At 37.7% G+C, this 11819-nt stretch carries 14 protein-coding genes and 1 pseudogene; 10 read left to right on the forward strand and 5 right to left on the reverse strand.

Annotated features, from left to right (window positions below):
• Positions 1 to 98 precede the first annotated feature (98 nt).
• Together Q0162_RS12950 and Q0162_RS12955 are read right to left on the reverse strand one after the other, a co-directional pair.
• On the reverse strand, positions 99 to 443 hold the full coding sequence (locus Q0162_RS12950) for a hypothetical protein (RefSeq protein ID WP_297892521.1): 345 nt from the start codon (positions 441 to 443) through the stop codon (positions 99 to 101).
• A gap of 64 nt (positions 444 to 507) precedes the next feature.
• Positions 508 to 741: a phosphohydrolase gene (locus Q0162_RS12955; RefSeq protein ID WP_297892522.1), complete on the reverse strand. Its 234-nt coding sequence runs from the start codon at positions 739 to 741 to the stop codon at positions 508 to 510.
• Positions 742 to 841: 100 nt separating this feature from the next.
• On the opposite strand from Q0162_RS12955, the gene Q0162_RS12960 reads away from it, so the two are divergent.
• From Q0162_RS12960 to Q0162_RS12990, 7 genes and pseudogenes are all read left to right on the forward strand, one after another.
• Positions 842 to 2383 carry a DKNYY domain-containing protein gene (locus tag Q0162_RS12960; RefSeq protein WP_297892525.1) on the forward strand — a complete coding sequence of 514 codons (1542 nt, stop codon included), beginning with the start codon at positions 842 to 844 and terminating at the stop codon, positions 2381 to 2383.
• 10 nt (positions 2384 to 2393) lie between these two features.
• A complete protein-coding gene (locus tag Q0162_RS12965; RefSeq protein ID WP_297892526.1) occupies positions 2394 to 3215 on the forward strand; it encodes a hypothetical protein in 822 nt (273 codons plus the stop codon).
• The gene (locus Q0162_RS12970) at positions 3206 to 3748 is read left to right on the forward strand and encodes a hypothetical protein (RefSeq protein WP_297892528.1); all 543 of its coding nucleotides are present in this window, start codon (positions 3206 to 3208) and stop codon (positions 3746 to 3748) included. Before Q0162_RS12965 ends, Q0162_RS12970 begins: the two co-directional genes overlap by 10 nt.
• A gap of 5 nt (positions 3749 to 3753) precedes the next feature.
• Positions 3754 to 4182: a hypothetical protein gene (locus Q0162_RS12975; protein WP_297892530.1), complete on the forward strand. Its 429-nt coding sequence runs from the start codon at positions 3754 to 3756 to the stop codon at positions 4180 to 4182.
• Between the two features lie 22 nt (positions 4183 to 4204).
• Positions 4205 to 4519 carry a hypothetical protein gene (locus tag Q0162_RS12980; RefSeq protein ID WP_297892532.1) on the forward strand — a complete coding sequence of 105 codons (315 nt, stop codon included), beginning with the start codon at positions 4205 to 4207 and terminating at the stop codon, positions 4517 to 4519.
• A gap of 3 nt (positions 4520 to 4522) precedes the next feature.
• The gene (locus Q0162_RS12985) at positions 4523 to 5317 is read left to right on the forward strand and encodes a hypothetical protein (RefSeq protein WP_297892534.1); all 795 of its coding nucleotides are present in this window, start codon (positions 4523 to 4525) and stop codon (positions 5315 to 5317) included.
• A gap of 5 nt (positions 5318 to 5322) precedes the next feature.
• Positions 5323 to 5586 (forward strand): annotated as a pseudogene (locus Q0162_RS12990) (transporter); the annotation flags it as partial.
• 150 nt (positions 5587 to 5736) lie between these two features.
• On the opposite strand, the gene Q0162_RS12995 reads toward Q0162_RS12990, so the two are convergent.
• Both Q0162_RS12995 and Q0162_RS13000 read right to left on the reverse strand, forming a co-directional pair.
• Positions 5737 to 6072 (reverse strand): hypothetical protein, encoded by a 336-nt coding sequence (locus Q0162_RS12995; RefSeq protein ID WP_297892537.1) that lies wholly within the window; start codon positions 6070 to 6072, stop codon positions 5737 to 5739.
• A gap of 105 nt (positions 6073 to 6177) precedes the next feature.
• Complete coding sequence (locus Q0162_RS13000; RefSeq protein WP_297892539.1) at positions 6178 to 6456, reverse strand: phosphohydrolase; 279 nt, start codon at positions 6454 to 6456, stop codon at positions 6178 to 6180.
• A 71-nt stretch (positions 6457 to 6527) separates the two neighbouring features.
• Here Q0162_RS13000 and Q0162_RS13005 point away from each other — a divergent pair, with 71 nt between their 5' ends.
• Genes Q0162_RS13005 through Q0162_RS13015 form a run of 3 tightly spaced genes read left to right on the forward strand, consistent with a single transcriptional unit; the run spans position 6528 to position 9119 of the window.
• Positions 6528 to 7502 carry a hypothetical protein gene (locus tag Q0162_RS13005; RefSeq protein ID WP_297892541.1) on the forward strand — a complete coding sequence of 325 codons (975 nt, stop codon included), beginning with the start codon at positions 6528 to 6530 and terminating at the stop codon, positions 7500 to 7502.
• A gap of 18 nt (positions 7503 to 7520) precedes the next feature.
• The gene (locus Q0162_RS13010; protein ID WP_297892544.1) at positions 7521 to 8135 is read left to right on the forward strand and encodes an endonuclease III domain-containing protein; all 615 of its coding nucleotides are present in this window, start codon (positions 7521 to 7523) and stop codon (positions 8133 to 8135) included.
• A 9-nt stretch (positions 8136 to 8144) separates the two neighbouring features.
• The gene (locus Q0162_RS13015) at positions 8145 to 9119 is read left to right on the forward strand and encodes a transporter (RefSeq protein WP_297892547.1); all 975 of its coding nucleotides are present in this window, start codon (positions 8145 to 8147) and stop codon (positions 9117 to 9119) included.
• Positions 9120 to 9287: 168 nt separating this feature from the next.
• Here Q0162_RS13015 and Q0162_RS13020 read toward each other — a convergent pair whose 3' ends face one another.
• Positions 9288 to 11783, reverse strand: a complete 2496-nt coding sequence (locus Q0162_RS13020; RefSeq protein WP_297892549.1) for a TonB-dependent receptor — start codon at positions 11781 to 11783, stop codon at positions 9288 to 9290.
• Positions 11784 to 11819: the final 36 nt, after the last annotated feature.

Raw genomic sequence — 11819 nt, forward strand, 5'->3', positions numbered from 1 at the left:
AGCCGTAAATAGAGCCTATAACGCCTATGCCTATTACTAAGATTTTCATAGTGTCTTTTTTATTTACATACAAAATAATTAGTCAATTAGCATATTTTCTAATTCTCCAATTGGCTAATTTTCTCAATGCGTTTATTGAGTTTTTTCAAATCCTTTTTAATTTTTCTTTCTTGGCGTTTGGTGCCTCGTAGTACTATTTTAGCTATCTTTCTTTGTTTTTTGCTAATGTTCTTATTGAAAGCAAAAAAGGCATCTTTGTGTTTACTTGCTAAAAAATCTTTAGCTTCAGCTTGCATTTTAACGGCTTTAGCAAGCTTGGTTTCCAGTTTTTCTTTTTCGGTCTGTAGCTCAGTAAGGGTTGAGGGTTGCTCTTGAGATTGTGCAGTGGCAATACCTCCTAAAAATAGCGCAAATAGGGCTGCTATCAAAAATCTTTTTTTCATCTTTTTTTGTATGATATTTTTTTTAAGGGCACAAAGATAGTGATAATTCCATAATACCTACATTCTACTCTTCAATTTCCTCAAAATACCTATCTAAATGGCTGTATATTTCCATATCTTCCTCTGAAGCATCTCGCAATACTATATGGTTACAAGATTTTTCGGTATTAGCGAATGCAAAATTGTGTTCTCCGTAGTAAATTTGATAGCCTTCTCTTACTAACGACCAAACTTCACCCGCTTTAAAGTTGAAAACATCATTTTTCACCCGATAGCTTTTTCCTACTTGTAATTCCATACGATGTAATTTTTAAAGTACAAATATAATGATAAATTGTTAATTATCAATTGTCAATTACCAATTATTTTATACCTTTGCATAAACTACAAAAATACTAATGGATAAATTATTAAAAGAACAACAAGGCAAAAAGCGGCTAAATATGATAAGCTTTTCACGTATTGTTATAGCCTGTCTCTTAGTTTTCGTTGTTACTTCTTTTTATATAATATTTAAGGATAATAATCAAGTAGATGAGTATTTCTCCTCGAATTCTTACCAATATTGTTTAGAGGATTCTTTTTTTTATAAATACCAAGGAAAAATATATACCAAAATAATAGGCAAAGGTTATATAGCTGTTCCTGAAGCAGATGCGGCTACTTTTCAAGTATTCGCCAAAAGTCTGCGAATCCAACAAATAGGATGGGATAAAACACACGTTTTCCATAACAACCAAATCGTCCCCTTACAGCCGCCTATTACCCCTATAGGCAATGACCTTTTTACCGATGGAAAAGACACTTACTTTTGTGCCTCTCGCCCTGACTTTAAAGCCGGCACTAATGACTATCCCCCTATAAAGCAAGTCGGTTCTAACGGACAAAAGTTCTCCGCGCTCAACTCTTCACCTTATCTCTCTACCGATGGTACCTATTTCTATTACCAAGGCGAAAAAATAGAAGGTGCCAAAGATACTATTTTCCCTATTTTGGAATTGAGAGATCGTGATGAAAATTCCAAAAAAATGAGCGTTTCTTGCTATTTTTCTGACGGGAAACGCGTCTTTTACAAAAACCATCTATTAGATGAAACTTTTACAGATGATCTTGTTACTGATATCTTCTCTAATCACGGCTATTTTGAGTATCTCTATCACCTCAATGGGGGCAAAGTATTTATCGACGGAAAGCCTTTTATGCCCAGCGAGACTCCCTATCATTTGCTGATAAGTGATGATCGTTATACCGACCATTTGTTTTTTACCAATGAAAACGGCGTTTATTATTATGATTTAGAGGAAAAAGAAGCCAAAAAAGCAATGGATAGCAATCCTTTTAAAGGATATAAAAAAGAGGAAAATGGTTATTTTTACAATGGAAAAAATATATTGTTTTTTATACAAAGAGTTCACATAGGAGGGAGAAGATTTAAAGGAAAGACAGGCTACTCTACTGAAATATGCTTGCTAAAGAATACCTCTCCTTTAGAATTTGAAGACAGAATCAAACAAAAAGCCCTTTCGTCTGAAGACTATGAGGTATTAGCAAAAGCCAAAACTCGTACTGTTTCTTTTTGGGATCGCTACTTTTTCGTATTGGTGCTTATTATACTAACAAGCTTAAGCTATATCATCCGCTTTATATTTAGGCAATACAATATCACCATAGATCCTTTTTTATTAGATGAAAATTATTTGAGAATCAACAATTTGGTAGGAAAACGCTATCTTATTACAGATATTCAAAAAGTAGTCTTTACAATCCATAAAGAGAAAAACATCTCGGGGAAAATGCGTATTGTAAGCAAAAGTAAAGGTACTTCGATTTCTTATAGTGTTAAATCCGGAAAAAAAACAGAAACTGCCCTTCTCGAAAGAATAAAAGACTTGCAGCTGTTGTTAGAAAATCAAAATATCAAGGTAGAAATTGATTCATAAATTTTAAAATATGAAAACTATGAACAGCACTAAGAGAAACTACTCTAAACAAGAGAAGGAAAAGAAACCCAAAAAGGAGCCTCTTTTTGGAGAAAAGTTATTGAAAATAGGACGTATAATCCTAATAGTGATAGGTAGCTGCTATCTCTTATCCTTCCTAGGAAGAACACCTTACGTTATTTTTAATAGTGCCTCTATAGGCCTGATGATGCTCTTTTTCTTCCCTTTAGCGGTTTCAATAGTGTTATATCTATTTTTGTACCATTGGGTACTCACCAAACGCGTTCGCTATGAGCAATTTATTAGAGGCGAACTCCCTCCCATTATTAGAGTAAAAGCTTTGAATGATAAAATTTCTCAAGGAATAATATTCGTGTCTTTTGTACTGTTTTTTTTGTGGGTATTCTGGTTTTTCGACAGAGAAATTACAAGCAAAGAGGCCGAAGGACTGGCAAAGTACTTTTATCAGTTTATAGAAATTAGCATTTTAATAGGAATTATAGTGCTTTTTGCCTATGATTTGAGAAAAGAATATCAAAATACTTTCTATGCTATTGAGATAAAAGATGGGGTGCTTTACATTTTTTATAAAGAAACGCTCCAACAGACTATCGATTTAAAAAGTATTCGCTACGTCTATTTTTATTTGAATACAAGTTCAAAAGAAACTAAAATTCACCCTCGTATGAAGGTTTTCAATGGCCGAACCTTCATACTATGCATCAAACTCAGTGTTGATAACTATCTTTTACTAAGAGCCTTTTTTGCTCGCAATAATATCAATATAACAGACAATTATACAATTTTGAGAGAATTTGGAAAATGGAAATAAAAGTCATAGAACACATAAAGCTCTCCCAAGAGCTCGTAGACCAAAAAAAATTCTTTACTTTAGGATATTGCGAAGCTCTCGAAACATACCTAATGGCGGTACTTGTTCCTTGGATCGTAGACTATAACCGCTATTATCGCATAAGTATTGAAGAGTACCATTTATACCTAAATGACCCGCAAGCATTCTGCAAACTATATGAAAAAGAAATTAGTAGAGGGGAAGATTGCCTTACCCAGAAGTTTATAGGCGCCGATGCGCTACGCGATTATGATGGTAGAGTCCATTTCACACGTGCTTATCCCTCAAAAGAAGTAAACCCTTTTGTGAATTATATCTATTATGAGGGGGTGCTCTATGCCCGCATTCTTTGGGACAAAGGCACTGTATACGTCCCTCCTTATCAGAAAGTAAAAACCCCTAACGGAGACTGGGAGTATCCCTTGCGAAAAGAATGTTATATAGAAAAAGACCCAGAAAGCAAAAATCTCTGCTTTTGTCTTGATACAGAAAAAGAAAAAACTTATAATTAGCGAATATGTTTTATATAGAAGAATGTAAAGTAACATTACTTAACGATCGCACCTATCAAGTAACCTATTTAGGGGAAAATATATTATTGAAATATGAGACAGAACCCCCACAAGGCGATGAGATTTACTCAGTATATTTTCCTAAGTTAAAAAAAATATTCCCTTATTGGTGTTACTTGAGAAATATCATGCAAATAAGTATAGATGAATCTCCTGAAAGCCTTTATCTATCTATAGAAGCCGTAAAGCCTCATCAGTGGTCTGGTATTGTTAATATAATCATTGACCCTAAGAACAGTAGGTATGCCTGTTTGGAGGATTGGTATCCTTGCATCAAAGTAGAAGGAAATACAATTCATTTCTATAACAAATACACAAGGAACGAATATATCCTAAAAGATTTTAAAGAACTCAATTGGTTATCGATCTGCTAAAAACAAACTTTTAATAAGAACAATGAGTAAAATATGGAAAAATATCATAGCCCAAATACAAGAAGAGGTAAAGGCAAGCTTTCAAGAACTATACGCTTCTGTGGATTTTGGAGCTTATATAGCCCCACAAGATTACTTTGTGTCTTACATCTTTAAGACAGAAGAGGAACTGGGCAAAGCAAAGGGAACGGGCTTACTGCAAAAGATAAACAACTATCACCAAAAACTATTACGCGAGCAGCAATACCCCGAAGAAGGTATAAAGGACTGTACTTTTGCCTCTCAGGAAGATTGTAATAAGGTGTGTAGCGGAAATTGGTACTATTATTACAAATAAAATATGAATCAGCTAATAAATAAACTCTCTAAAAAAGGACAGAAAAAGGAACAGCTTTTCGGAGAAAAGTTATTGAAAATAGGACGTATGATCCTAATTGTACTTTTGTGTTTTTTCCTGTTAGAACTTCTATGGTTAGTCTCGAACTTTACCCTTAGCAAGGAGTTTATAAACGAGATTATAATCCCTATCCTCCTATTAACAGTCTTAATAGGGTTATATGGCTTTTTTTACAGATGGGTGATGGACAAACGTATGCGCTATAGCCAGTACACAAGAGGTGAATTACCTCCTACTATCAAGGTAAAAGCACTGAAAGACAAAACTTTTCAATGGATAAAATTTCTGTCGATTGTAGTTTTTTATATAATAATGTTCTGGCAAATAAGTAGCCAAATTATAATTGAGCATAGAGAAGGGGTAGCCAAATATTTTTATTTACTTATAGGAATTGCTGTTTTAATAGTTATTATAGTGCTTTTTGGTGGGGATCTTGTAAAAAACACCGATAATACTTTCTATGCCTTAGAAATAAAAAATGAGGTTCTTTCCATTTTTTATAAAGAAGAACTAGCTCAAACTATCGATTTAAAATCCATTCACCATATCCATTTTTTCCTCGAAAAAGTGAGAAAAGGAGAAGAATCTGATAGAATACACCCTCGTATGCAGATTTACACCTCAAGAACAAATAGAGTATTGCACATCAAGCTAAGTATTGACAACTATCTTTTACTAAAAGCCTATTTTTCTCATAACCATTTCAAAGTAACAGATGAATATAATCTGTTTATTTAATTACAATGTCTAACATTCTTCATTTTATAAAGAACTGGACGCTCCCCGTCTCAATGGGGATAGGGTCAGTGGCGTATTTGGTATTTTATTACGTACCAGCTTTGGAGGGGGCTTCGCAATGGTTTGCGCCCTTTTTCAACAGCATATTGCCGCTATTTATGTTCCTCATTCTGTATGTTACCTTTTGCAAGGTCGATTTTAAGAAATTAGCCCCAGTGAAGTGGCATTTTTGGACGACTGCTTGTCAGTTACTTTTGGTAATGAGCATTCCTTTCTTTCGGGGAGTAGTGAATCGGTTTGATTGTCTATGGCATAGCTTTCGTATTGTGTTCTAAGAAGCACACTCCTTTGTGCCCACAGTATATTTTGCCCCCAAAGGACTAATAATAAAGCGAGTAGTCTTTTCATTTGCTAATTTACTAATTTGTTATTTCCTCTTTCTTCATTTCCTCAATACGTTTGTTGAGTTTTTTCAATTTCTTTTTGATTTGTTTTTCTTGGCGTTTGGCACCTCGTTCGACAGTCTTAGCGAACTTTCTTTGCTTTTTGCTGATATGCCTATTAAAGGCAAATGCTACATCCGCGTATTTACCTGTTAAAGAATTTTTTGCATTTTCTTTGTCTTCAAGGACTTTGGCAAGCTTGGCTTCCAATCTTTCTTTTTCGGCTTGTAGCTCGGCAAGGGTTGAGGGTTGCTCTTGAGATTGCGCCACGGCAATACCGCCTAAAAATAGCGTGAATAACGCTACTATCAAAAATCTTTTCTTCAGCTGTTTATGTGCTTTTTTAAAGGGTGCAAAGATAGTGATAATTTGTTTATTTGCTAATTAGCGATAATTTAAATATAATACTGATTTGCCCTACTCTTCTATTTCCTCAAAATACTTATCCAAATGGCATCCTATTTCCATATCTTCATCGGAAGTATTACGCAATACCATAAAATGACAATTTTTCTCGGCATTAACGAATACAAAATTTTGTTCGCCGTAGTAAGCTTGGTATCCCTCATCTACTAACGACCAAACTTCACCCGCTTTAAAGCTGAAAATATCATTTTTTACCCGATAGCTCTTTCCTACTTGCAATTCCATAATAATATGTTTTTCCAAGGCACAAAGATAATAATAATTAGTCATTTGCTAATTAGCTAAATAGCAAATTATTTACTACCTTTGCCAAGTAAATTGGCAGCAAAAAAGAAAAGGATATGAGCGATTTTAAACTAACACTTTTGAGAAAATGGGAATTTGACAATGAATTCTCCTTTGTTTATGCTTCAACTTTACTACCCGATGGAACGGCTGTAATCCTAACTTCTGATCATACCGATTGGCATAAACATTACGTCCTTGTTCTTTCAACCGAAGGCGTCAAAAAGATTTCTATTGAATACAACCCAACATCCAACAGAGATTATCCTGTGCTTTTCAGATATAAAGAAGGGTTTGGCATCATCATCTCGGCAAAAGAAGTGTGGTATTACTCAGATATATATTCCTCGCCAGTACTCATCCCGATAAAAAATAAAACATTGCTCAGGTATAACATTGTACCAGAGAAGGCTCAGCAGCGGTATTTTCAAAATATATCCGATAGTCAAACGATTCCCGTTTGCTTTGAAAATGAAGTTTATTACGGCAATGCAAGATGTTTTGCCCTTTTAGAATTTGATAATACTGCCAAAACTGCCAAATGGAAATCTTTTTCAAAAATAGATAAAAAAGCATTTACGCATTGTGACAACAGAACCACCGACACCCCAAAAATAGACAGTCTTAAAATATCGAATAAAAAAATCTACGCCTTCATTTCGGGTGAAAGCGCTTCATCGGTCAATAAATGGGGAATGGATTATTATGCGCTCGCACAAATTTCTGCCGAAGGGAAGGTAATCGAGAAAATTATCGAATCGGACAATTTGCATACCGATTATAAAAAACGTGGTGTTAATGGCTGTTTCACAGACTCAGAATATGTGATACTAACACCTGTTTTTAAAACCGATGAATGGAAGGGCAATCAAAAAGTCTTTTCGCTCACCACACGCGAATATGGCAATGTTTTCTTACCTAAAGGAATGACAAAACACAAACTCCAAAATATCACAGGCAACCTTTGCTTGACCTCTCTTTTCGACAGAGGTTTAAAAGAAATATCTTTGTGTAATTACAATAACTCATAAAATTAGACATTAGCTTTTATGTCTCAAAAAATCAGAGTTTTCAATAAATTATTAGCCCATTATGGCAAGCAATATTGGTGGAATGACCCCAATCGCATTACCGACTGGATATCGATGATTCTCATTCAACAAACCACCCAACAGAATACCGAAAAAGCTCTTGCAAACTTAGAGGGTAAACTATCGGTAGAGGCTTTACATGCTATGCCACTCACTACTTTACAGGAATATATACGTCCGGCAGGCTTCTACAAGCAAAAAAGCACTTACATCAAAGCCCTCATAGAATGGTATGTGTCGCACGGGGCTTCCTTACAAAAGTTTGAGGCTATCCCTACTGAGGAACTTCGCAAGGAACTGCTCTCTATCAAAGGTGTGGGGGAAGAAACTGCCGATGCAATGTTGTTGTACATCTTTGAGCGAAAGGTGTTCATAGCCGACCAGTACGCTATACGACTTTTGAACCGCCTAAATCTCTCTTCTGCACAAACCTATAAAGCGCTCCGCGAAGAGTGTATGCCCTTAGTAGCTGAAATTCCGTTAGAAACCTGTCAAGAATGGCACGCTGTGATTGATGTACACGGCAAGGCTTACCGCAGAGGTTTTACCGATGAACAATGGTTGTTAGAATAATTAGTACAAATGAATCGTATTCTTCTTTTGATAGCCCGTGTGGCTCGTACTTGGACGCTTCCTATCTCGATGAGCATAGGGGCGGGAGTGTATTTGTTGTTTTATTATACACCTGCTTTAGAGGGACTTTCGCAGTGGTTTGCTCCTATATTCGAGGCTATTTTACCACTTTTTATGTTCCTTATTCTATATGTTACTTTCTGCAAAGTAGACTTTAAAAAGTTGACGCCTGTTCCGTGGCATTGGTGGATGATAGCGGTGCAGTGTATTTTGGTAGGGAGTATCACGGGAGCGATTCTCTTCTTTGGCATTCGGGGGAAAGAACTAATCCTCTTGGAGAGTGTACTCGCTTGTATTATAAGTCCTTGCGCAGCGGCAGCTGCCGTAGTAACTCTCAAGCTCGGTGGCAATTTAGAGCAAATGACTACTTATACTTTCCTTTCTAACCTGCTCTGCGCACTGCTCATTCCCGTGTGTTTCCCACTGATAGAACCCGCTTCACAAATGACCTTTTGGGGTGCTTTCTCGCTGATAATGCAGAAGGTATGTTTGGTACTGGTCGTACCGATGTTATTGGCATTGCTCACCAAAAGTCTCCCCCTGCTCCACCGCTTTCACCAATGGCTTATTCATATTCCAGACCTTTCTTTTTATTTGTGGGGTTGCTCGCTAATGATAGTTACCGGCACTACGCTGAGGAACATTTTCCACGCAGGGACAAGTGTATTATTTCTATCCCTTATAGGGATTTCAGGATTGGTATTATGCTTGTTCCAATATGCTGTAGGGCGCTATATAGGTAGATTTTTCGGCACTTCTATAGAATCTGGACAAGCCTTAGGGCAGAAGAACACCGCTTTTGCTATCTGGATAGCGGCTACTTACTTGCATCCGCTTTCTACCGTAGGGCCAGGTTGTTATATTCTTTGGCAGAATATCATTAACTCTATTGAAATATGGAAAAAAGGCAAATACAAAGCTTGATAAGAACTCAAAGAAAATTTGAAGAAATAGAAATGAGGAACAAAAACACGGCTATTTTACAGTCAATAAAAGTTATAATAAAAGAGCAGAGTTTGAATTAGCTCTGCTCATTTATGATAATTACCAAGCAATTCGCAAAGATGTTAGCACTTGGTATAGAAAACTCTTCTAAAAATTGTAAGTAACGGTAGCATTTACATTGCGTGGGGCACCAGGGAAGTTGCGGAGGTTATCGTAACCACTAATCCAATAGGTGTGGTTGAGCACATTGTTTACATTTACTTGGAACTGTACATCTTTCACTTTGTAGTAGAGTACAGCGTTTACTAAGGTGTATTCGGGGTAGGTGGCAGCCGTAGCACGACGCCCTACTTGCCCTAATCGCTCACTTACATAATTCACTCCTACACCTAATCCCAAACCTTCTAAAGCGCCCTTTTGGATAATGTATTTCGTCCAGAAATTAGCGGCGTGACGGGGCGTGCTGGGGCGTTGCATATTCAGATCTTTTAGCGCACCTTCTTCTTTTAGTTTTACGATACGGGCATCGGTATAGGCGTAGTTCGCCACTACACTCCAGTTGGGGGCGATACGTCCAGCGACATCTACTTCAAAACCATTCGATTCTTCGTCTACAGGTACGCGCCAATCGGGTTTGCCTGCTTTGGCACTTTGCTCTAACGAGTTCTCTTGCTTGATTTTAAATACCGAAACAGTAGCATTCAACCGCTTGTTGAACCATTCAGTTTTGAGCCCTATTTCGTGTAATTCACTCTTCACATAATCAAACGGACCTCCATAGCGCTCAGGGTCGGACTGTATGTTTGCCCCTTGAGGTTGGAATCCCTTTACCCAAGTGGAATAGAGGTTGATGTTTTCGGAGGCTTCCACCACCAATCCTACACGTGGTATAAAGGCTTTGGTTTCAGTTTGGGTCTCTTTATCGGTGCCTTTGTTGAGGATTTCGGTAAACCACTCTTGTCGCAACCCAACGAGTACTTTCACGATGCTGATGTCCATCTGCTCTTGCACATATACGCCGTGAGAATATTCCTCATACGGATTGAGCACATTTTGGCGGTAGATATACTTGCTAATGTCTTTATAACTATTACCCGCCGAACGATTTTCTAAATCGAACACTGGTACATTGGTAGTAGGAGTTTGTACTGAACCTGCTAACACGTTGGCGGTAGTGGTATAGGTATTCACTACTTTGGTTTTGTCCTTGCTCAAATACCCCTGAGCAGTAGTGCCTGAAGAACCGTATTTCTGTTCCGATAGGAAATAGTCGTAGCCCACTAATAACTTGTGTTTTACGATACCCGTGTTGAAAGTGAAGTTGAAGTAGTTGTTAAAACTATTGTTCGCAAACGAGCGCTTACGCTGGTTGAAGAGCATCAGCACCTTGTTAGGGTCGGCATAGCGGAAAGCGTTGGCACCATTGCCTATTTGCTTGTAGTACAAGTTGGCTTGGGTGTGTTCTTGCATATCCTCACTATAAGTAGAGTTGAGGTAGATAGCATTAAACGAAATATGCTCGTTGAACTTATGAGAGAGCCCGATAGTAGTGTTGAGCGTATTTTCCTTAAGGAAGTCGTTAGCAGCGCTCATCGACATACTGATGGGGGTATCGTAGAGCGTACCATTGGCAGGGAAGGCTTGTCCGCGGTCTATTTTGCCATTGAAATTCTGATAGACAAAATCGACATTCACGCGGGTTTTGTCGTTAGGGAGATAAGAAAATGAAGGGGCGACGATATAGCTTTCAGAACCTTGCAAATCGCGGAAAGAATCGGTTTTTTCATAGCCTAAATTGAGGCGGTATAAAAGGGTTTTATTAGCGTTGAGCGGACCGGTGAAGTCGCCGTAGGTTTTGAGGGTATTCCACGAACCAACGCCTACCGAGATGCTGTTTTGGTTTTTTAGAAGAGGTTTTTTGGTTACCCTATTAATCACACCTCCAGGGGCAGCATTGCCAAAGAGTGCCGAAGCAGGTCCTTTGATCACTTCCACACGCTCAATATTAGCCAATGACGATTGTTTCCACAAGCTCGTTTGGGCACGCATCCCGTTGAGCAAATTCCCCGAATTGCGGTTGCCTGTCGCACGAAATCCGCGTATTGAAAAATCGTTGTAGGAAGTGTATTGGTTTACCCCACTGATATTTTTTACTACCTCATTTACGGTAGTAGCACCTTGGTCTAAAATGAGCTCTTTGGTAACATACCCCACCGACTGAGGAACATCTTTTAGAGCAGCAGCTGTTTTGGTACCTATAAAGGAATTGGTGTTTTTATAGCTACTTTCCTTTCTGCCAACTACTTCTACTTCTTGTAGGGCAGTGAGTTCTTCGCTGAGTTGCACATCGAGGTGCGTGTGCGTACCACTGGGATTAGGACTGATATCGGCGCGTATTTTCAGCGATTGGAAGCCAACATAACTAAATACAATAGTTTGCTTGCCAACAGGTACGTGGTGGAGGTTGTAAAACCCAGCTTCATTGGTGGTAACACCATTGTTAGTGCCTTCGAGTAGTACGGTAACCCCTACGAGCGGCTGTTTGTTTTCATCGGTTACGCGCCCTCTTACATCGGTTTGTTGAGAAAAAATATAGTGAATATTAACGCCTAAAAAGGTTAATAACAGAAAGATACGTTTCATATAAAATTACTATTTAAAATTATTCTATTTTATTAC

The sequence above is a fragment of the uncultured Capnocytophaga sp. genome (assembly GCF_937936315.1).
Classification (GTDB): Bacteria; Bacteroidota; Bacteroidia; order Flavobacteriales; family Flavobacteriaceae; genus Capnocytophaga.